At 57.3% G+C, this 19,670-nt stretch carries 26 protein-coding genes and 2 other annotated features; of the genes, 14 read left to right on the top strand and 12 right to left on the bottom strand.

The genetic code is table 11. The features are described 5' to 3' along the window. Nucleotides 1-126: 126 nt before the first annotated feature. Complete coding sequence (locus KPHS_28140) at nucleotides 127-1,824, bottom strand: malate dehydrogenase (RefSeq protein ID YP_005227114.1); 1,698 nt, start codon at nucleotides 1,822-1,824, stop codon at nucleotides 127-129. Nucleotides 1,825-1,880: 56 nt separating this feature from the next. On the opposite strand from KPHS_28140, the gene KPHS_28130 reads away from it, so the two are divergent. Then, on the top strand, nucleotides 1,881-2,009 hold the full coding sequence (locus tag KPHS_28130) for a hypothetical protein (protein ID YP_005227113.1): 129 nt from the start codon (nucleotides 1,881-1,883) through the stop codon (nucleotides 2,007-2,009). On the opposite strand, the gene KPHS_28120 is transcribed toward KPHS_28130, so the two are convergent. Continuing rightward, nucleotides 2,006-2,146 (bottom strand): 30S ribosomal subunit S22, encoded by a 141-nt coding sequence (locus tag KPHS_28120; protein YP_005227112.1) that lies wholly within the window; start codon nucleotides 2,144-2,146, stop codon nucleotides 2,006-2,008. The genes KPHS_28130 and KPHS_28120 overlap by 4 nt on opposite strands. 177 nt (nucleotides 2,147-2,323) lie before the next feature. After that, nucleotides 2,324-3,175: an MBL fold metallo-hydrolase gene (locus tag KPHS_28110; RefSeq protein ID YP_005227111.1), complete on the bottom strand. Its 852-nt coding sequence runs from the start codon at nucleotides 3,173-3,175 to the stop codon at nucleotides 2,324-2,326. Between the two features lie 113 nt (nucleotides 3,176-3,288). On the opposite strand from KPHS_28110, the gene KPHS_28100 reads away from it, so the two are divergent. Then, nucleotides 3,289-4,182, top strand: coding sequence for a LysR family transcriptional regulator (locus KPHS_28100; protein ID YP_005227110.1), 894 nt, complete (start codon nucleotides 3,289-3,291; stop codon nucleotides 4,180-4,182). 67 nt (nucleotides 4,183-4,249) lie between these two features. Here the strand turns inward: KPHS_28100 and KPHS_28090 are convergent, their stop codons facing one another. Both KPHS_28090 and KPHS_28080 read right to left on the bottom strand, forming a co-directional pair. Beyond that, the gene (locus KPHS_28090; protein YP_005227109.1) at nucleotides 4,250-4,495 is read right to left on the bottom strand and encodes a YmjA family protein; all 246 of its coding nucleotides are present in this window, start codon (nucleotides 4,493-4,495) and stop codon (nucleotides 4,250-4,252) included. A gap of 196 nt (nucleotides 4,496-4,691) precedes the next feature. Continuing rightward, a complete protein-coding gene (locus KPHS_28080; RefSeq protein ID YP_005227108.1) occupies nucleotides 4,692-5,606 on the bottom strand; it encodes a putative oxidoreductase in 915 nt (304 codons plus the stop codon). A 655-nt stretch (nucleotides 5,607-6,261) separates the two neighbouring features. On the opposite strand from KPHS_28080, the gene KPHS_28070 reads away from it, so the two are divergent. The 5 genes from KPHS_28070 (at nucleotide 6,262) to KPHS_28030 (ending at nucleotide 9,422) form a co-directional block, all read left to right on the top strand. Continuing rightward, the gene (locus KPHS_28070; protein YP_005227107.1) at nucleotides 6,262-6,447 is read left to right on the top strand and encodes a general stress protein; all 186 of its coding nucleotides are present in this window, start codon (nucleotides 6,262-6,264) and stop codon (nucleotides 6,445-6,447) included. A 365-nt stretch (nucleotides 6,448-6,812) separates the two neighbouring features. After that, nucleotides 6,813-7,028 carry a hypothetical protein gene (locus tag KPHS_28060; RefSeq protein YP_005227106.1) on the top strand — a complete coding sequence of 72 codons (216 nt, stop codon included), beginning with the start codon at nucleotides 6,813-6,815 and terminating at the stop codon, nucleotides 7,026-7,028. Between the two features lie 23 nt (nucleotides 7,029-7,051). Continuing rightward, a complete protein-coding gene (locus KPHS_28050) occupies nucleotides 7,052-7,558 on the top strand; it encodes a ferritin-like domain-containing protein (RefSeq protein ID YP_005227105.1) in 507 nt (168 codons plus the stop codon). 16 nt (nucleotides 7,559-7,574) lie between these two features. Then, entirely contained in the window at nucleotides 7,575-7,757 is a 183-nt protein-coding gene (locus tag KPHS_28040) for a hypothetical protein (RefSeq protein YP_005227104.1), read from the top strand. A 39-nt stretch (nucleotides 7,758-7,796) separates the two neighbouring features. Beyond that, on the top strand, nucleotides 7,797-9,422 hold the full coding sequence (locus KPHS_28030) for a putative glycosidase (RefSeq protein ID YP_005227103.1): 1,626 nt from the start codon (nucleotides 7,797-7,799) through the stop codon (nucleotides 9,420-9,422). Here KPHS_28030 and KPHS_28020 read toward each other — a convergent pair. The 5 genes from KPHS_28020 to KPHS_27980 form a co-directional block, all read right to left on the bottom strand. Continuing rightward, complete coding sequence (locus KPHS_28020) at nucleotides 9,419-9,583, bottom strand: putative oxidoreductase (RefSeq protein ID YP_005227102.1); 165 nt, start codon at nucleotides 9,581-9,583, stop codon at nucleotides 9,419-9,421. The two genes, KPHS_28030 and KPHS_28020, sit on opposite strands and share 4 nt — an antisense overlap. Continuing rightward, nucleotides 9,419-9,815 (bottom strand) — a sequence feature (potential frameshift: common BLAST hit: gi|152970389|ref|YP_001335498.1| putative oxidoreductase). (Overlaps the previous gene by 165 nt.) Beyond that, a complete protein-coding gene (locus tag KPHS_28010) occupies nucleotides 9,549-9,815 on the bottom strand; it encodes a putative oxidoreductase (RefSeq protein YP_005227101.1) in 267 nt (88 codons plus the stop codon). (Overlaps the previous feature by 267 nt.) Before KPHS_28010 ends, KPHS_28020 begins: the two co-directional genes overlap by 35 nt. Further along, nucleotides 9,549-10,412, bottom strand: a sequence feature (potential frameshift: common BLAST hit: gi|152970389|ref|YP_001335498.1| putative oxidoreductase). Its footprint overlaps the gene before it by 267 nt. After that, nucleotides 9,882-10,412, bottom strand: coding sequence for a putative oxidoreductase (locus tag KPHS_28000; protein ID YP_005227100.1), 531 nt, complete (start codon nucleotides 10,410-10,412; stop codon nucleotides 9,882-9,884). It overlaps the preceding feature by 531 nt. Nucleotides 10,413-10,730: 318 nt before the next feature. After that, on the bottom strand, nucleotides 10,731-11,177 hold the full coding sequence (locus KPHS_27990) for a DUF421 domain-containing protein (protein YP_005227099.1): 447 nt from the start codon (nucleotides 11,175-11,177) through the stop codon (nucleotides 10,731-10,733). Nucleotides 11,178-11,185: 8 nt separating this feature from the next. Next, nucleotides 11,186-11,689, bottom strand: coding sequence for a hypothetical protein (locus tag KPHS_27980; RefSeq protein YP_005227098.1), 504 nt, complete (start codon nucleotides 11,687-11,689; stop codon nucleotides 11,186-11,188). 90 nt (nucleotides 11,690-11,779) lie between these two features. Here KPHS_27980 and KPHS_27970 point away from each other — a divergent pair, with 90 nt between their 5' ends. The 4 genes from KPHS_27970 to KPHS_27940 all read left to right on the top strand — a co-directional run bounded on the left by KPHS_27970 (nucleotide 11,780) and on the right by KPHS_27940 (nucleotide 13,929). Beyond that, nucleotides 11,780-12,238: a YdeI family stress tolerance OB fold protein gene (locus KPHS_27970; RefSeq protein YP_005227097.1), complete on the top strand. Its 459-nt coding sequence runs from the start codon at nucleotides 11,780-11,782 to the stop codon at nucleotides 12,236-12,238. A 15-nt stretch (nucleotides 12,239-12,253) separates the two neighbouring features. Continuing rightward, the gene (locus KPHS_27960) at nucleotides 12,254-12,400 is read left to right on the top strand and encodes a hypothetical protein (RefSeq protein ID YP_005227096.1); all 147 of its coding nucleotides are present in this window, start codon (nucleotides 12,254-12,256) and stop codon (nucleotides 12,398-12,400) included. Nucleotides 12,401-12,523: 123 nt separating this feature from the next. After that, nucleotides 12,524-12,955, top strand: a complete 432-nt coding sequence (locus KPHS_27950; RefSeq protein YP_005227095.1) for an osmotically inducible protein — start codon at nucleotides 12,524-12,526, stop codon at nucleotides 12,953-12,955. Between the two features lie 104 nt (nucleotides 12,956-13,059). Next, complete coding sequence (locus KPHS_27940; protein YP_005227094.1) at nucleotides 13,060-13,929, top strand: DUF2236 domain-containing protein; 870 nt, start codon at nucleotides 13,060-13,062, stop codon at nucleotides 13,927-13,929. 1 nt (nucleotide 13,930) lies between these two features. Here KPHS_27940 and KPHS_27930 read toward each other — a convergent pair whose 3' ends face one another. Both KPHS_27930 and KPHS_27920 read right to left on the bottom strand, forming a co-directional pair. After that, nucleotides 13,931-14,617 carry an ABC transporter substrate-binding protein gene (locus KPHS_27930; RefSeq protein YP_005227093.1) on the bottom strand — a complete coding sequence of 229 codons (687 nt, stop codon included), beginning with the start codon at nucleotides 14,615-14,617 and terminating at the stop codon, nucleotides 13,931-13,933. Next, nucleotides 14,607-14,789, bottom strand: coding sequence for a hypothetical protein (locus KPHS_27920; RefSeq protein YP_005227092.1), 183 nt, complete (start codon nucleotides 14,787-14,789; stop codon nucleotides 14,607-14,609). The genes KPHS_27930 and KPHS_27920 overlap by 11 nt, the downstream gene beginning before the upstream one ends. 49 nt (nucleotides 14,790-14,838) lie before the next feature. On the opposite strand from KPHS_27920, the gene KPHS_27910 reads away from it, so the two are divergent. The 3 genes from KPHS_27910 to KPHS_27890 all read left to right on the top strand — a co-directional run bounded on the left by KPHS_27910 (nucleotide 14,839) and on the right by KPHS_27890 (nucleotide 19,545). Continuing rightward, nucleotides 14,839-15,762 (top strand): putative cation efflux system, encoded by a 924-nt coding sequence (locus KPHS_27910; RefSeq protein ID YP_005227091.1) that lies wholly within the window; start codon nucleotides 14,839-14,841, stop codon nucleotides 15,760-15,762. A gap of 249 nt (nucleotides 15,763-16,011) precedes the next feature. Beyond that, nucleotides 16,012-16,929, top strand: a complete 918-nt coding sequence (locus tag KPHS_27900; RefSeq protein ID YP_005227090.1) for a hypothetical protein — start codon at nucleotides 16,012-16,014, stop codon at nucleotides 16,927-16,929. Nucleotides 16,930-17,244: 315 nt separating this feature from the next. After that, nucleotides 17,245-19,545, top strand: coding sequence for an oxidoreductase alpha (locus tag KPHS_27890; RefSeq protein YP_005227089.1), 2,301 nt, complete (start codon nucleotides 17,245-17,247; stop codon nucleotides 19,543-19,545). Nucleotides 19,546-19,670 lie beyond the last annotated feature (125 nt).

Raw genomic sequence — 19,670 nt, 5'->3', positions numbered from 1 at the left:
GGCAAATGCTATCCGTTTTATATTTTTACGATGAATGTATATAGGCGGAAAAAACGTTTCTGTGGCGGGAGGTATTATTCTGACGTTATTAAAAACCGGGCCGATATGTCGACCCGGTGAGCGTGATTAAATCGAGGTGCGGCGATAATTGCGATATTCCGGTAGCCAGAAATTATCGCTGATCGCTTGCAGCAGCGCTTCAGCGGAAGTTTTCACCGCCACGCCTTGCTCCTGGGCCACCTTGCCGACCGCGAAGGCAATTGCCCGTGAGACGGTCTGGATATCCTTCAGCTCCGGCAGCACCGGACCTTCGCCGTTGTTGACCAGCGGCGAGTGCTGCGCCAGGGTTTCGCTGGCAGCCATCAGCATCTCGTCGGTGACCCGCGACGCGCCGGAGGCGATCACCCCCAGTCCAATACCCGGGAAGATATAGGAGTTATTGCACTGGGCGATGGGATACTGCTTGCCTTTCACGGTAACCGGGGAGAATGGACTGCCGGTGGCGACCAGCGCCTCGCCGTCGGTCCAGCTCAGGATATTCTGCGGCGTCGCTTCCACCCGTGAGGTTGGGTTGGAGAGCGGCATCACGATCGGCCGCGGGCAGTGCTTGTGCATCTCGCGGATAATCTCTTCCGTGAACAGTCCCGGCTGACCCGAGACGCCGATCAGGATGTTCGGCTTCACGTTGCGCACTACTTCCAGCAGGGACAGCGCCTCGCTGGTGGTATCCCAGCTCTGCAGCTGCTCACGCTTTTGCACCAGCTTGTTCTGGAACGGTAGCAGATTAGGCATGCCGTCGGTTAACAGGCCGAAGCGGTCAACCATAAACACGCGCTGGCGGGCCTCTTCTTCACTGAGTCCTTCGCGGACGATCTGGGCGATAATCTGTTCAGCGATACCGCAGCCGGCCGAACCCGCGCCGAGAAAGACGATTTTTTGCTCGCTCAGCTGGCTTCCGGCGCCGCGGCTGGCGGCGATCAGCGTCCCGACGGTCACCGCCGCGGTGCCCTGAATATCGTCGTTAAACGAGCAGATTTCATTGCGGTAGCGGTTGAGCAGCGGCATGGCGTTCTTTTGCGCAAAATCTTCAAACTGCAGCAGCACGTCCGGCCAGCGGGCCTTAATCGCCTGGATCACGTCGTCAACGAACTGATAGTACTCGTCGTCGGTAATGCGTGGGTGGCGCCAGCCCATATACAGCGGATCGTCGAGCAGCTGCTGGTTGTTTGTTCCGACGTCCAGCACGATTGGCAGGGTGTAAGCCGGGCTGATGCCGCCGCAGGTGGTGTACAGCGACAGTTTACCGATCGGGATCCCCATTCCGCCGATTCCCTGGTCGCCGAGGCCGAGAATGCGCTCGCCATCGGTGACCACAATCACTTTCACGTTGTGGTTCGGGACGTTTTGCAGGATGTCGTCAAGGTTATGGCGATTCTGGTAGGAGATAAAGACGCCGCGGGCGCGACGATAGATCTCGGAGAAACGTTCGCAGGCCGCGCCTACCGTCGGGGTATAGATAACCGGCATCATCTCTTCAAGGTGGTTGCCGATCAGGCGATAAAACAGGGTTTCGTTGGTGTCCTGGATGTTACGCAGATAAATATGTTTGTCGATTTCAGTTTTGAATCCCTGATACTGGATCCAGGCGCGTTCCGCTTGCTCTTCGATAGTTTCAACCACTTCCGGCAGCAGGCCGAGCAGATTGAAATTGCTGCGCTCTTCCATACTGAAGGCGCTTCCCTTGTTGAGCAGGGGGAATTCAAGCAGAACGGGACCCGCGTAGGGGATGTACAGGGAACGGTTTTTCTTATGGGTAAATTGCATCGCACTAACTCCTTGATCATGACCACAGTCCCGGCGCGGCGATAAGCGAAGGGCGGGTGGAAAGCAGCGGGCAGAGTATAGAGCAGAAGGTCTTCAAGCGGGTAAACAAGCAGTCAATTGCCATAAAAAAACACCATCCTGGCAACAGGACGGTGTTGTTTATCATCACTCAGGCTGAAAATTAACCACCGCGGCGTTTGCGGCCGGTAGCATGGATGTGGTTGATGGTGGTTTCTTCATCGCCTTCCAGCACCACTTTTTTCTGCCGGGAAAGCTTATAGTTCAGACCGAGAAGATGACGTGCCTGATGGTTCGATTTCATTCTGACTCCTTTATCCTGTTCTGGTTTCAAGGGCAAACCCGGTAATGACCGGATGAAATGTAACCCAAAGTCGGCCGCGCGTTTTTTGTGCGGCCACAGGTAGGGTGGTCCATTTTCTCGGTAATAGCAACCCTGGGGAGCCAGATTAAGAACAGTCCTCCTTGCGCGCCGCAGGGGTCACCACTTCATCTCACCGGTATTAACTTTGGCGCTTAACTCCAGCGAGCTGGTCTCCGCCAGGCCCGGCCACTGTGCCTCCATCGCCTTGATCACCCCGGCCGAATCCGAATGCGTCTTCAGCGCCTGCTCGAACTGCTGGAGATAAGTTTTTGTAAAGCGCACCGCGCTGTCTCCCTCCGGCGGGGTGCCGAGATAATGGCCCGGGATCACCCGCTGCGGGTGCAGGGCGATCATCTGGTCCAGCGTATTACGCCATTGCTGACGACTGGCCGGCGTCTGGGTGTCGGCGGTCCAGAGATGCATACCCCACGCCACGCCGGTGCCGCCGAGGATCGTTTTGTTCGCCCGGATCCAGACGAACGCCGCGTAGTCATGCGGCTGCATGATGGTCACTTTCTCGCCATCGATGGTAAAGCTGTTGGCCTCCAGCGCCTGCGGGACATACACCTGCGTCGGCGCGCCGTCTTTCATTTGCGGGCCCCAGTACGCCAGTTTGGCCGCTTTGGTGGCTGCAATATGTTTGACGACCTCCGGCGTGGCGACCACCTCCGCCTGCGGGAAGGCTTTTACCAGCGGCTCAAGACCAAAATAGAAATCCGGATCGCCAGAGGTGATCACAATCCGCGATAGCGGTTTGCCGTTTTTCTTGATCATCTCCACCAGCTTTTCCCCATCTTTGACGCTGAACTGCGCGTCGAAAAGTACCGCTTCATGCGGACCGGAAACGAGGGTCGAGTTGACGGCAAAAAGTCCTTTTTCCTGCGGGTTGTAAGTTTGCAGCGTCAGAGGCGCCGCGAAGACCGCGCCGCTGAACAGGGCGGTAGCAACAGCAAGGGCAGATAATTTCATGATTTATTCTCAGTAACAGGTGAATGCGTTCCATTGTACGGATTTCGCTATTTGATAAAATTCCTGAAACAAGAGATGCTGAGTTTCATAAAACGTGCAGATCAGGGGGAGTGATGGACAGGGTGATTGCTGCGCAGGTGTATCTGCGCATCTGCGAGCTGGGAAGTCTTAGCGCCGCGGCGCGGGCGCTGGGTATGTCGCGCCCGATGGTGAGCCGCTATCTGGAACAGATGGAGAGCTGGGCCGGCGCCCGGCTGATCCATCGCTCAACCCGGCGGCTGACGCTGACCCCGGCCGGGGAAAAGGTATTGCTCAAGACCCGCGGTTTGACGCGGATCGCCGATGAAATCGCCGGCGAGCGTCAGCGGGCCGATCCCAGCGGCACACTGCGCGTCGCCTGCGCGCACTTTACCGCCATGCAGCTGATCTCCCCGCTGCTACCGGACTTTCTCGCCCGCTATCCACTGCTGCGCCTGGAGCTGGATATCAATAACCATCCGGTCAGCCTGATCGGCGAGCGTATCGACGTGGCCATTCGCATTACCGACAACCCGGAAGCGGGGGCCATCGCTCGTCGCCTCGGAGTGTGCCGTTCGCTGCTCTGCGCCGCGCCGCGCTGGATGCGCCAGCATGGCCCGTTGACGACGCCCGACGATCTGCAACGACATAACTGCCTGCTATACAGCCATTTCGCCAGCCAGCACTGGCAGTTCAGCGATGCGCAGGGGCGGGAAGCGTCGGTGGCGGTGAACGGTAATCTGAGCGCAGGGATATCTTCATTGCTGCTGGAGGCGGCGGTTGCCGGGTGCGGCATTGCGATGCTTCCCGAACTGGAGGCCCGGGGCGCGATTGACAGCGGCACGCTGGAGGTGGTGCTTCCGGAGTGGACGCCAAAGGCGTTGAGCGTTTACGGCATCTATCTTTCCCGCGACTACCAACCTGACGGATTACCGCTATTTCTTGATGCGCTGCAGAGGCGTCTGGGAGAGGAGACTGGCCACGGCTGAGTCTAGGCGCTTCGTGCCCAGGCAGCACCGGCGGAAGGCAATTCCGCCGGTAGGCTGACGTTGAGCTTTATTCGTTGCCCCACTGATTAAGAAAATTAGCGATATCGTCAATGCGGTTTTCGTTAATGGCCGCCTCGCGGGCCATTTCTCGCTGCGCCTCTTCGTCAATCTCTTCGTTATTAGTTAACCGCGCAATCAGCAGTTGGAAATAGCGCGCCAGCGCATCGCGTTCTTCATCCTTTACCGGCGCAGCCGCTTCGGTCTCGTATTCGTCCACGATGTCATAAAATTTCAGGGGGATGTCATTACTCATCTGTCGTCCTCAGGGGTGGCGTCGGGGCCAGGGTTAGCGCACAGCGGCGGGCGGACATCATAGCATGCGGCCAGAGTAGCGGAGTGCAGGAAAGAAAAAATTGCCGCAACCGGGAGGCGAGGGGCCAGTATATAGCCGCAAGGGTTGGCCGGGAAAATACCGGCGCGCGCTGGCGCGCGTCGGTATGCCGGGAGGCTTAGACCACACCATCCCCGCCGTCAGAGCACCACACCTGTCCGGAGGTATATGAGCAGGCATCGGATGCCAGGGTGACATACAGCGGGGCGATCTCTACCGGTTGCCCCGGGCGCCCCATCGGCGTGTCTTTGCCAAACTGTTTCACCTTCTCGTCCGGCTGGCCGCCGCTGGATTGCAGCACCGTCCAGTAAGGGCCAGGCGCTACGGCGTTTACGCGAATGCCTCGTTTCGCCACCTGTTTAGCCAGCGATTTAGTGAAGATCGCGAGACAGGCTTTGGTCTGCGCATAATCGAGCAGGATCGGGCTGGGTTTATACGCCTGCACCGAGGTGGTATTGATAATCGCGCTTCCGGCCTGGAGGTGAGGCAGTGCGGCGCGGGTGATCCAGAACGGCGCGTAGACGTTGGTTTTGAAGGTAGCGTCGAAATCTTCGGTAGTGAGTTCCTCAAGGGTTTCACAGTATTGCTGACGCCCGGCGTTATTAACCAGGATGCTCAGACCTCCCAGCTGTTCCACCGCGTCGGCCACCAGCGACTGGCAGAAGGATTCGGAGCGAATATCACCCGGGAGGGCCACCGCGGTGCGCCCTTCGGCTTTGATCAGGGCGATAACTTCATCCGCATCCTTTTGCTCTTCGGGCAGATAGTTTATCGCGACGTCGGCGCCTTCGCGGGCAAAGGCGATCGCCACCGCACGGCCAATACCGGAGTCGCCGCCGGTAATTAACGCTTTCTTACCGGCCAGTCGCCCGGAGCCGGTGTAGCTGGTTTCACCGTGGTCCGGGGATGGCTCCATTTCCGCATCCAGACCCGGCGGGGTTTGTTCTTGCTCCGGGAACTCCGGACGTGGAGCCGTCTCTTCTGGCAACATGGAGGTGGGTAACTTCTTCATTGGCGGTTTTTCATCTTGCATAGTCATCTCCTTCAGACAGAACGGGCCAGCTCTAAGAATAGGTCAGCTTCTCCTGGCGACAGACCCTGGATGACTCGCAACATCGCAGTCAATGGCCAATCGTAGGCGTAACGGTATGCCTTAACCGACTGATCCTTGGCGTATTTCGGGGGATAGCGTTGCGTTATTATTGCTGACGTTAAATTAGGATTATTCCATCCTTAATCAAGGGCCAAGGGCTATTTTCGTAACGCGCATGATCTTTTTCTCAAGTTACGATGAAGGTGCTGCCTGAATAAACGATGAAGATGTTCATTCGCAAACCATGGTCTATAAAGTAATACCTCTTTAGGGGTAATATTCCTGGGGTTGTGTTCCGCGGGATAAAGAAATATTTATTCATTAAATCGTTTGCATTTTTTTACAAACGGCCGTTGGACGTTTCTGTTTTACCCGCCGGTGAACATAACCTACGTCAAATAAAGGAGTTGTGTGAGGTATATTTTATCTTACCGCTTCGTTAGTAAAGCTTTATTTTGTCAGTGCGCGGATGGGTATCTGAAATTAATTTGACTCCTGCAGGCATTCCTCTAGTGTTAGATATCGAGGGCGATGATTTGTAACAGGGTCATTTTCCATTTACCAACCGATATTGATCAAACCAAAGGTGAAAATTATGGCAGAGCATAGAGGCGGTTCAGGTAATTTTGCAGAAGATCGTGAGAAAGCATCCGAAGCCGGGCGTAAAGGCGGACAGCACAGCGGCGGGAACTTTAAAAATGATCCTGAACGTGCATCCGAAGCCGGTAAGAAGGGTGGTAAGAACAGTCATGGCGGCGGTCGTAAATCCGGTGACAGCTAGCGACTGATGAGCTGTGACGCCGACAAATCGGCGTTGAGACAAAACCTGTGGGCCAGATGGTCCGCAGGTTTCTGCATATTCAGGGTTTATTTATCTATAACGACATTCATTATCCGCGATGTGGGGAAACTAAAAGGTGAGGAGGAAATCGCCGCATCACTAGCAATTAAAGACGGCCGCAGCGGCAATAAATTAGCCGGACGGTAAAGACAGAAAATAACGGAACGGGACAATACGCAACGCTGTTTTCTTTTTTATGCTTAGGCAAAAGAAAGACATTTTCAGCGTAAGGTTTAGCGCCTGACGCAGCGGTCAGAGCGTCGATAAAATGGTCGCTCAATATTGTTCGGTCCTAAGGTAATAAAATGAAGTTGACGCCAGTGTTTATTAAGCGCTGTCATCTTGTCGCCGCCGTTATGTGGGTGGGTCTGGCGATACCCTCGTTAATCTGGTGGAAAGACAGCGTACTGTGGGTCATTCTCATCAGTATTTATGCCAATATTGTTGGCCATTTATCCGGATATAGCGCAGCGCGAGCTGACCAGGCGGCGGAAGAGAGTGAAGATTCCACGTCAAAATAAAAGGTTAATGATCAGAGGTGTATATGACGGATATCGAAAATTATCACAACTGGCTTCGCGATGCGCATGCCATGGAAAAACAGGCTGAGTCGCTGCTGGTGGCCACCATCAGACGCCTCGATAATGAACCGCAGTTACGCACCCGCCTTGAACAACATCTCTATGAAACCCGACGGCAATTGTCCGCCCTGCAGGATATCATCGCCCGCAACCATATTTCCCGCTCCGCGCTGAAGGATGCGATGAGCCGGGTGGCGGCGTTAGGACAGACCATTGGCATCATGCTGCCCGGTGATGAGGTTATTAAAGTGATTATCACTGCCTACGTTTTTGCCCATTTTGAGGTCGCCTGCTATACCGCTTTATTAACGGCGGCGAAAAGAGTAGGCGACCACAGCGCGATGCATACACTGGAGGGTATCCTGGCTGAAGAGAGAGGAATGGCTGATTGGCTGCTCCATTATCTGCCAGCGCTGACCGGGCAATATCTTATGGATACCGATATGCCTGGCGTTGAGGCCGGGCATTAAGCCGCCGGAGAACGCTATGGTCAAACGGCAAACCATCGCGCTCCTCGCCGCCGAGGAACAGGTTCCGCTGGTATTAACCGCCAGGCAGCAGGCGCTGGTGGACGCGGTAGCGAACAGGATGCTACCAGCGGAACGCAATCCCGTATCGCCTGTCGGCAAACCGCGCGCGAAGGCCAGGGCGGGGTCCGGATCGCGCTGAGGCGGCTGACAGGGACGGGCAGAACGCGAGGTGAGAGTGATGCAACGGGAAGAGTGGTTTCACAGAGCGGTCATCTATCAGGTTGACAGTTCGCTCTTTTATGATGCCAATGGCGATGGTTTTGGCGATCTCGCGGGCATTCGCCAAAAGCTACACTACATTCGCAGCCTCGGAGCGACGGTGCTCTGGCTGACTCCGTTCTATCTCACTCCTCTGCAGGATGATGGCTATGATATCAGCGATCATCTGCAGCCCGATCCGCGGTTCGGCACTATCGCTGACGTGATTGAGCTGATTGCCCGCGCCCGCGAGCTGGGACTGCGGGTGATCGTTGAGCTGGTGATCCAGCACACCTCCGCGCAGCACCCGTGGTTCCAGGCGGCGCGACGCGATCCCCGGTCGCCGTGGCGGCCGTATTATCTGTGGGCCGATCGGCCGCCGGAAAACGACGATCCTCCCATGTTTCCCGGCGTTGAGGAGAGCGTCTGGCGCTGGGACGAACAGGCTGGGCAATATTATCGCCACATGTTTTATCACCACGAGCCCGACCTGAATCTCGCCCATCCGCCGGTGATCGCTGAAATCGAAAACATTATCACCTTCTGGCTGCAGGCTGGGGTGTCTGGCTTTCGTCTCGATGCCGCGTCACATCTGGTCAAGCAGGCCGGAAAGGGCGACGAGACGCGCGGCTACCCGCTGCTGACCCATCTCCGGCAGGTTGTACAGCGCCTCAATCCCGATGCGATACTCCTGGGTGAAGTGGACGTCGCGGTAGAAGATTACCGTCATTATTTCGGCCAGGGCGATCGGCTGCAGATGGTGCTTAATTTCTGGCTTAACAAATACCTCTACCTCAGCCTGGCGCAGCAGCGCGCCGCGCCGGTGGTGAAGGCCCTGCAGGCGATGGTGACCCCGCCGGACGGGTGCTGCTTCGTCAACTGGCTGCGCAACCATGATGAACTGGATCTTGAGGGGATTGGCGAGCGCAACAAGCGCCAGGTTATCCGCACCTTTGCCCCTGATAAATCGATGTCCGTTTACCAGCGCGGCGTACGCCGAAGACTGGCGCCGATGCTGGACGGCGATACCCGACGCATAGCGTTAGCCCATGCTATCCTGCTGGCGCTGCCCGGCGTGCCGGTGATGCGCTATGGCGACGAGATTGGCATGGGTGACGATCTCTCCTTACCGGAGCGCTACGCGGTCAGAACGCCGATGCAGTGGTCGGCCGCGGCCAACGCCGGCTTTTCCCGGGCGGCGCGGGATGATTTGCCGGTAAAACCGGTGGCCAGCGGGCGGTTCCGCTACCAACGGATCAATGTTGAAACGGCGCTGCGCCATCCCAGGTCGCTGCTGCATCGGGTACGCAATATGGTATTGGCGCGCACGGAATATACTGAACCGGGATCCCTCCCTTTTACTCTCCTTACCCTAAAGCCCGACGCGGTGCTGGGCTTGCTCTATCGCAGCGAATCGCGGGAGGTACTGATGCTGGCCAACTGCAGCCAGCAGGCGGTAGAGGTCCTGCTCCCGCCGCTGGCCGAGGGCTACTGGAGCCCAATTCTGGAAGATAAGCTCTATCAGGATGGGCTGCACGGCGGGAAAGATGCGCGGCTGGCACTCTCCGGGTATGGTTACCGTTGGTTCAGCCGCAGCCTGAGTTAGCGCCGTTTTCCGGAACGACGGAACAACGCCCGCAGCGCCATCGTCGCCACCGCTACCCCGACGCCGGCGGCGACTTTACCCGGGAGATCGGCGCTGATGGTGACTGCTTTACGCCGTGCGCCATCGTTAAAGGGGCCGTGGCCCGGATGATTGCCGCGCACCGGCGTGAACAGGTCGTCCTGTTGGTCTGACGACTTTGGCTGACCGGTAAACTGTCCCTCCCACGCTTTTTTTCACCATCAGCCGATCGAGCAGGCGAGGGAAGAAGACCTGGCCGAGGATCGACTGGATGGTGCTTTTTCCGACCCACAGCTCGTTGACCGGGCGCTGGATGACGCTGTAAATAGCCTCGGCGGCGACTTCCGGCTGATAGACCGGGGGCACCGGCTGCATGGCCTGATCCATTTGTTCGCGCCCAGCCAAACTGGGCGGTGTTCATCCCCGGCAGTTGCACCATGGTCAACTGGATGTGGCTTTCTCATGCATCAGTTCGGTTCGCACGGCATCGGTAAAGCCGCGGATCGCCGCTTTCGCTCCGCAGTAAGCCGACTGCAGTGGGATTGAACGCCAGGCCAGCGCCGAGCCGGCCTGAATAATCACCCCCCGATCCCGGGGGATCATGACCTCCAGCGCCGCGCGGGTGCCGTTCACGTACCCGAGATAGGTCACCTCCGTCACCCGGCGAAACTCCTCCTCGCTCATCTGACGAAAGGGCGCCAGCACGGTGGTCATGGCGTTGTTGATCCAGACGTCGATTGCCCCGAGGGTGGTTTCCACCTCGGCGGCGGCGCGCTGCAGCGCCCCGGCATCGACGACATCGGCGCTAATAGCCAGCGTTTTAATGCCAAACCGTTCACAGGCCTGTCGCGTCTCCTGCAAACCCGTTTCGTCTCGGGCGATCAGCGCCACGTGATATCCAGCGCGGGCGAAACGCAGCGCGGTAGCTTTGCCCGCTCCCGCGGTTCCACCGGTAATAACCATCACAGACATAGTGACCTCATTATGTTTTGGCTTTCACAATATTGACTGTACGGATCGGTTAATTATTTCTCACCAATGGCAATGACGAGGTGGGAAATATCCTGGAATAAGCGCAATGTGAATCAGGCGGCATCTCCTGGTTAGTTTCGGCAGATCCTACATACTTCGGCGAAGGCGTTCTATAATTTGTAGGATCCCTGACAACCAGCGAGGAGGAAAAATGTTAATGTTGAACGTTGTTAACGGTGAAAAAGAAGAGGATGACGCCACTCGCGCTCCGGAATCAGGTGATAAACAACCGGAGCGTGATAAATAGCGAAGCCGATACTATTCCTGCTCAGGAATAATGGATATCTGGCCGTTACGCTCGAGAATAGCGAATTTGATCGCTTTCAATTCATAAATGCCATGGTGCTGCCTGGCCGCCAGCAGGATATCATCGACAGAGATATTGACGAGCTTAATCTTCTCGTCGATGACAGCACCATTTTCCACCACGATAACCGGCGTACCATCGAGAAAATTTTCTGCCTGAGCAAATTTTTTCTTAATATAGCCGAACAAAATATCAATACTAACCAGGGTGACGATAGTCAGCATCGACCCGGTAACCGAATAGTCTGTGCTGAGCATCGCCTGCTGGGTGGCTTCGCTGATAATCAGCAACAGTATCAGGTCAAAGTTGGTTAATTGCATCAGGGTTCTTCTGCCGGCAATCTTAAAAATAATCAACAGGATCAGATAGATTGCTGCGGCTCTAAGGACCATTTCCATAGCGACTCCTACGGATAGACAAACTGCTGCCAGGTTACAGAATAGCGATCGTTAACTACCGCCTGCAGGGAGATATTACCGGCCGTTTTTGGGGTAACGGCTAACCACACAGATATCGGTGAAGGCGGGGTCGACCGCTGATAGACGAGATGTAATTTCCCGTCGGCGCTATACATTTTATCCGGCTGCGGACGGATATCACCGATCTGGTAGCGGGTTAATAACGGGGCGGCGAAGCTGATAATGGTGTCGCTGGCCGTATCCGGTTTAATCTGAATATTAAACTCGGTTTCACTCATCAGCCTGGCATAGCGCTGATAATCGACGCTTAATTCGCCTCCACTAGTTTCCCTGTGTGCTTCACTGAAATAACCGGAGGACCACAGGCCGCTTAACGCGGTAAGAATGATGAGACTCAAAACAATTATCCCATAGCGGCGGAAACGATATTCAAAGCGTAAGGAGCGTTCATTCTCATCGACGATAGGACAAGGCTGTTGATTCTTAATCATTAATATTTTCCCCGCGTTTCGTTTCGCCAGGAGCGTAACGATAAGGACATTCTTATATTAGACGATATCAGAACAATTGACTTTGTAAAAATGGCCAGCATCAGCCAGGCTTTATTCTCATCGTCAGCAAAAAACGGAGGCATGATGAAAAAACTAGCATTGGCCATGGCATGTCTGTTTGCCGTAGGTGTCGCGCAGGCGGACGATAAGGGAGGGTTTAGCCAGGATGCCGCGCCGCCGCCGCCGCACAAACTCGATGACGGCTATCGCGGCGTCGAGGATGGCCGGATCATGACCGTTGAGCAGGCGAAAACCATGCACGATGGCGCGACCGTTTCGCTGCGCGGCAATCTGCTCAAGCGGCAGGGAGATGACCGTTATCAGTTTCGTGATAAAAGCGGCACCATCACCGTTATTATCCCGGTCGCCGCGTTTAACGAACAACACGTAGAGCCAGACGATCTGGTCAATATCAACGGCAGTCTGGATCGCAAAATGACGCCGCCGGTCGTGCGAATCGATCGTCTGCTCAAGCAGTCGCCTAAGTAAGCGGAGCACGTCGATATGAGCACCTTTTCTCACTCGCAAGACGAAGAGCGCGGTAAGCAACCTGCCCGTGAGGCGCCCGGAGAGCAGGGCGAAGTTCCGCGTAAACGGGACGACAGCAAGGATGACAAATCCGATCCCTGGCATCCGCAGGATGGCCGATAGCGTCACCCTGCCTCACCAACGACACGAAAACCAGGGGAACGTGGGGGCCAGAGGCTGCAAAAAGACGCAGCTTCGGCATCACGCACTATACTTTTTGTTCGACATCACTACAGGAGGAATCAAATGGCGATTCATAAGAAAGGGCTAGCGCACTGGGAAGGCGACCTGAAGCATGGCAAAGGCACCGTGTCGACAGAAAGCGGGGCGCTGAGCCAGCAGCCCTACGGATTTAACACCCGTTTTGAGGGGGTGAAGGGCACCAACCCTGAGGAGCTGATCGGCGCTGCACATGCCGCCTGCTTTTCGATGGCCCTGTCGCTGATGCTCAGCGAAGAGGGATATACCGCAACGTCCATTGACACTACCGCAGTGGTCACCCTCAATAAAACCGACGGCGGCTTTGCGATTACCGATATCGCGCTGCAAAGCCAGATCGTCCTGCCGGACGTGTCTCCGGCGGCGTTCGATGAGATCATCCAGAAAGCGAAAGCAGGCTGCCCGGTATCGCAGGTGCTGAAGGCCAACATTACCCTCGATTACCAGCTGAATCCGTAAGCCGTCGTGCCCGCGTGCTGCGGGCACTCTTTCCGCAATATCTCTCCCAATGCTGTCCAACAGTGGTATCTTTTGTCCTTTAGTTGCACGTAAGGGATACCATCATGATCGGCATTCGCCGGATGATCGAGGCGCAGGTGCTCGGCCTGACCGGCATGGCGCTAAAAGAGATCGACTTTGAACGACCCAAAGGAGAGCCGGGGCTGTTTGGTCCCCAGTCGGCCATCTGGCAGGTGCACGGCGATTTTACCTCGATGCTCTGCGGCGGCATTAGCGCGCTGTTGCTGCAGATGCTGCATCCTCTGGCGCTGGACGGCGTCTGGGATCACTCTCGTTTTCGCGAGGATATTTTGGGTCGCCTGCGCCGCACCAGCCAGTTTATTTCTGCCACCACTTTTGCCACTACCCCCGACGCCGAACGGCTAATCGCCAAAGTACAGGGGATCCATCAGCGGATCGCCGGGGTGGATAAGGACGGAACCCCGTATCAGGCGAGCGACCCGGCGCTGTTAACCTGGGTGCACGTCGCCGAGTGCAGTTGCTTTATGGCCTCCCACCTGCGCTACAAGCGGACGGTGGTCAGTCCCGAGCGCCAGGAGGACTATTTTCGTGAGTCGGCGGAAATCGCCCGGCGGCTGGGGGCTCGGGATATCCCTCAGACACCGCAGGAGGTGGCGGACTATCTCGAGGCGATGCGCCCGCGACTGCGCTGCGACGAACGTACCCGGGAGGTAGCTCAGGTGCTGCTCTCCACCCGTCTGCCGGGGCGGATGAGCCAGCCGGTCGGCCGGGTGATGATGAACGCAGGAATTGACCTTTTGCCGGAATGGGCGCAGGAGATGCTGGGATTGTCGCTCACGCCGCTGCAGCGGCGCACGACGCGCCTGATGGTGCATGGCGTGGCCCGCGTACTGCGCGCCTCGGTACGCAACGGCGCCTGGCATTGCGCCATGCGCCGGATGACGGAGGCGTGATTCAGTTCGCTTGGCCCAGGTGACCGGCAATCAGCGCCAGCAGACTGCCATCCGCCCGCCACTCGCTAAGCGCGTCGTTTACCGCGTGAAAACGGTCCACGTCCGCCCGGGCGACGCAGATGGCCTGCTGGATCTCGGTAAAATTATCCGCCAGTACCCGCACCCCGGCGTGCTGACGGGCTGTCGCCTCCAGCGGCTGGCGGATACCGGCGACCATATCCCCTTCACCGGCGAGGAAGGCGTCGATTGCCTCCTGCGAAGAGGGAAGGCGATGCAGGCTGGCGTGCTGCAGATGGCGGGTTAGCCATAGATCGTATGCGGCGTTTTGTCCGACGTTAATGGTGGTTGCCGGGCGATCCATGTCGGCCACGCTCTGGCAGGGCGAATCAACGCTGACCAGCGCGGTGCCCTGGATGGTGATATAGGGCGAGGTAAAGCGCAGGGTGGCTTCCCGCGCCGGATCGATGGCCAGAAAGGCAATATCCCAGTGCTCGCCACCGGCGTCAGCCACCACTTTACCCGCGGCAGGATAGGGAACGAATTCGGCGCTGACGCCCCAGCGCGTCGCCAGCCGATGGCTGAGCTCGACGGTGATGCCCGCTGGCTTTCCTGTCTCCCCGAGATGGGCCAGGACCGCATTGCCCAGATTAATGGCGAAACGCAGCCGGGATGGTTTGTTATGTGACATCGCTGACTCCTGTGGTGGCTAAGCTAAAGTGGCCCGACCTGTGGCCACCCTTCAAAAGATAGTTCATAGGCGCAAGGTTGCAGCGTTCCAACGGCACATACAGTAAATAGTCATTACCGACCGCCGCGATATCGTTAAACGGCAAGGCAATGGCTTTTATATTGTTAAGCATAAACTCAGTTTGTCAGTTTATTCTTCTCGCTCACAAAGGGAGAGAAATAATGACACAACATAATTTTGAAAATGATAATAAATATCATGAGCGTTCGGTGCAGGCGCGAAAGAGTACCCTTGTAAGCGTGGTGGTTAATATTTTCCTTTCTGCCTTACAGGTAGTCGTGGGAATATTTTCCGGCTCTCAGGGATTAATTGCTGACGGAATGCACTCTTTTTCCGATCTGGTCGCCGATGGCGTGGTATTGATGGCGAATAAAAAGAGCCGTCGACCGTCTGACCACGATCACCACTATGGCCACTGGCGCTATGAGAACGGCGCCTCCCTAATCATCGGCGCGATGCTGCTGCTCGTCGGGGGTGGCATGCTATGGTCCGCGGCGGGCCATCTCGCGCAACCGCAAACTATTCCGCCGGTGCACAGCGCGGCGCTGTGGATGGCGCTGGTGGCGCTGGCCGTCAAGGAGGGGCTGTTTCGCTATATGCTGGCGGCCGCCAGGCGGCTGAATTCGTCGCTGCTTATCGCCAATGCCTGGCATGCCCGCTCTGACGCCGCATCCTCCCTGGTGGTGGCCCTGGGGATTATCGGTAATCTGGCCGGGTTCGCCTGGTTCGACCCGCTCGCCGCGCTGGCGGTGGGGCTGCTGATTGCGCGCATGGGCTATCGTTTCGCCGTCAGCGCGCTGCATGATTTAATGGACCGTGCGGTTGATGAAGAGATGCAGCAGGCGATCGCCGATACGCTGCGAACCACGCCGGGCGTGGCGGGCCTCCACGATCTGAAAACCCGTAAGGCGGGGGATCTGGTGCTGGTGGATGTCCATCTCGAGGTGGCTGGCGAGATGTCGGTAGCCGAAGGGCATCAGATTGCCCATCACGCGCGGGAGCGGGTGCTGGCGCAGCATCCGGTGCTTAATGTGATGGTGCATCTCGATCCCTGCGAAGCGCAGGGGTTGACGAAAGCGGTCTGATACACCCGGTAGCATAAGCGGAAAAATGAATTGGCTCAGCGGTTATTTTTTCTTCTGAGCCATTATTGCTGGCGCATTGATTGCCTGAAATATAAAAAAGGCCCATACTAAAAACGCCATTACCATCGCTAAATAATGGCGCAGATCTGCCCATCGCAGTTAACGATAAAATAAACCAATCGGCTCATAGATAATCTCTATTCTGTATTCAGAGATAATGACCAGAGCGGTAATTCAGGAAGTCAGACAATGATCATTCGGCCAGAACAACACTGGTTTCTTCGCCTATTTGACTGGCACGGCTCCGTGCTGTCGAAAATCATCTTTCGCCTGCTGCTAAATGTGCTGATGTCGATCATCGCCATTATCAGCTATCAATGGTACGAACAGCTGGGGATCCACTTAACCGTGGCGCCGTTCAGCCTGCTGGGGATTGCGATTGCGATTTTCCTCGGCTTTCGCAACAGCGCCAGCTACAGCCGCTTCGTCGAGGCGCGCAATCTGTGGGGGACGGTGCTTATCGCCGAACGCACGCTGGTGCGTCAGCTGCGCAATATCCTGCCGGCGGAACACGATGCCCATCGCCGCATCGTCAGCTATCTGGTGGCCTTTAGCTGGAGCCTGAAGCACCAGCTGCGCAAAACCGATCCGACGGCTGACCTGCGGCGGTTGCTACCGGAGGAGAGGGTGACGGAGATCCTCGCCAGCTCAATGCCCACCAACCGGATCCTGCTGCTGGCCGGCAACGAAATTGGCCAGCTGCGGGAGGCGGGCAAGCTCAGCGACATCACTTACGGGCTGATGGACAACAAACTCGACGAGCTGGCGCACGTGCTGGGCGGTTGTGAAAGGCTGGCCACCACCCCGGTGCCTTTCGCCTATACCCTGATCCTGCAGCGTACCGTCTACCTGTTCTGTACGCTGCTGCCGTTCGCCCTGGTCGGCGATCTGCACTACATGACGCCGTTTGTCTCGGTCTTTATCTCTTACACCTTTTTATCGTGGGATTCGCTGGCGGAAGAGCTGGAAGATCCGTTCGGCACCGCAGCCAATGACCTGCCGTTGAACGCGATGTGCAATACCATCGAGCGCAATCTGCTCGACATGACCGGTCAGCATCCGCTGCCGGAGACGCTGCGTCCGGACCGTTACTTCAATCTGACCTGAGCCTGGCCCACCGGGCGGTTTCGCTGCCCGGTCATCACTTTCCGTAGCAATTTATCCGTCACAGCACCGCGGTGAAAACCGCAAAATTTGCAAATAAGTTAAATTTAACACCTGATAGATAACATCAATTATACAGAATTGTGGTGTATGTTATTATTCAGTTAACAAACGCAGTACCTACGCTTTCCCATCGTACTATCCTTGAGAAACAGCATTCTTTTCAGGTGACGCAATGCGATTCACGCTTCGTCGCCGGGGTTGTCGTACGCCTTTTTCGGCTAGAGACAGCCAGAACAGAGCAGCAGGAGTAAAGAGATGACCAATAAAAGACGCGCGGTTCCCGGTGTTCACCCCTATGACGGTCCGGCAGGCGGGTGGGGCGCGTTGAAGGCCACGGCCATCGCCGTGCGCACCCAGATGGATGCCTTTGAGGCGCCCGCCACGCTGCTGCGTACCAACCAGCCGGACGGTTTTGACTGCCCGGGCTGCGCCTGGCCGGATAAAGAACATAAATCGACCTTCCAGTTTTGCGAAAACGGCGCCAAAGCCGTGACCTGGGAGGCGACCACCAAACGGGTGACGCCCGCATTCCTCGCGGCAAATACCGTATCTTCCCTGCTGGCAAAAAGCGATTTTGAACTGGAGGGCTACGGCCGCTTAACCCATCCTTTGGTTTACGACCGGGACAGCGATACCCTGCGCCCGGTGGCGTGGGAGCAAGCCTTCGCCCGTATCGGCGAGATCCTCCGCGGCCTGCAGCCGGATGAGGTTGAATTCTACACCTCTGGCCGAGCCTCCAACGAAGCGGCGTGGCTGTTCCAGCTGTTTGCCCGCGAGTATGGCACTAACAACTTCCCCGATTGCTCCAACATGTGTCATGAATCCACCAGCGTGGGCCTGCCACAGTCGATCGGCATTGGTAAAGGCACCGTCTCCCTCGACGATTTTGACCAGACCGAGCTGGTGATCTCCATCGGCCATAATCCGGGCACCAACCACCCGCGGATGATGGGCACCCTGCATGAGCTATCCCGCCGCGGCGTGCCGATTATCGTTTTCAATCCGCTGCGTGAACGGGCGCTGGAGCGTTTTGCCGATCCGCAGAACGTAATGGAGATGGCGACCCGGCGCTCGACGCCGATCGCCTCGACCTACTACCAGGTACGGGCCGGCGGCGACGCGGCGGCGCTGAAAGGGATCGCCAAAGCGCTGCTGCAGCTGGAGGAGGAGCAGGGCAATGTGCTCGACCACGCGTTTATTGCCCAACATACCCAGGGATTCACCGCCTTCGCCGATGACCTCCACGCCACCCGCTGGCAGGACATCGAACAGGAGTCTGGCCTGACGCGCGAATCCCTGACCCAGGTTGCGGCGGCTTACGCCAAATCCAGGGCCACCATCGTCACCTACGGTATGGGCATCACCCAGCATAACAAAGGCACCTCCAACGTGCGTCTGATTGCCGACCTGCTGCTGATGCGCGGCAATATCGGCAAGCCGGGGGCCGGGATCTGTCCTTTGCGCGGTCACTCGAACGTCCAGGGTAACCGCACTGTCGGGATCAGCGAAAAACCCTCCGCGGCTTTCCTCGACAGCCTGCAGCGGGTGATGGGGATTACGCCGCCGCGGCATCATGGCCACGATGCGGTAAAGGCCCTGGAGGCCATGATCGCCGGCGATGCCAAAGCGCTGATCTGCCTTGGGGGCAACTTCGCCGTGGCGATGCCGGACCACGAACGCGCCTTCCCGGCGATGCGCGGCCTTGAGCTCAGCGTTCACGTCGGCACCAAGCTCAACCGCTCACATCTCCTGACGGCGAAAGAGACCTTTATTCTGCCGTGTCTGGGCCGCACCGAGCTTGACCTGCAGGCCAGCGGCCGGCAGTCGATCACCGTCGAGGATTCGATGTCGATGGTGCATGCTTCGTCGGGCAAGCTTAAGCCCGCCTCGCCGATGCTGCGCTCGGAGCCGGCGATTGTCGCCGGTCTGGCGAAGGCCACCTTGCCCGCCAGCAAAGTGGACTGGCAGTACCTCGTGGAAGACTACGATCGCATTCGCGATCTGATCGAACAGACCATTCCAGGGTTCGAGAATTATAACCAGCGCATTCGCCATCCTGGAGGCTTCCGCATGCCGCTGCCGCCGACCGAGCGCATCTGGCCTACCGCCACCGGTAAAGCCATGTTCTCGGTATTTAAAGGTGTGCATGAGAACGTGGTGGTGGAGGGTGAGGACGTGATGCGCCTGGTGACGCTGCGCAGTCATGACCAGTACAACACCACCATCTACGCGATGGATGACCGCTACCGTGGCGTCTTTGGCCGCCGCGACGTGCTGTTTATGAACGAGCAGGATATGGCCGCCCAGGGTCTGGAGCATGGCGATCGGGTAGATATTCATACCGCGCTGCCGGGAAGCGCGCTGACGCTGGAAGATATCACGGTGGTGGCCTACGGCATTGCGCCGGGCACCGTCGGCGCCTATTATCCGGAAGCCAACGTGCTGGTGCCGCTGAACTATCTCGATGAAGAGAGCGGCACCCCTTCATATAAGTCGGTTCCCGTTCGTCTGACGCTGCGCTCGAAAGAGATCCGTCCGCTGGCCGGCGGGCGCTAAAAAGGTATAGCGCAGAGCGGCGTCGCGCCGTCCTGCGCCCCGCAGCACCTCGTGGTGTCCTCGCTTGAATTTATCGCTAGCGAAACTAACATTCTGGTAACCTGTGCGCGGCCCCGGGGGTGAAC

It is taken from the genome of Klebsiella pneumoniae subsp. pneumoniae HS11286, from assembly GCF_000240185.1.
GTDB classification, from domain to species: domain Bacteria; phylum Pseudomonadota; class Gammaproteobacteria; order Enterobacterales; family Enterobacteriaceae; genus Klebsiella; species Klebsiella pneumoniae.
The sequence above is the reverse complement of the archived record's forward strand: the minus strand, read 5'-3'. Positions and strand labels throughout refer to the sequence as shown.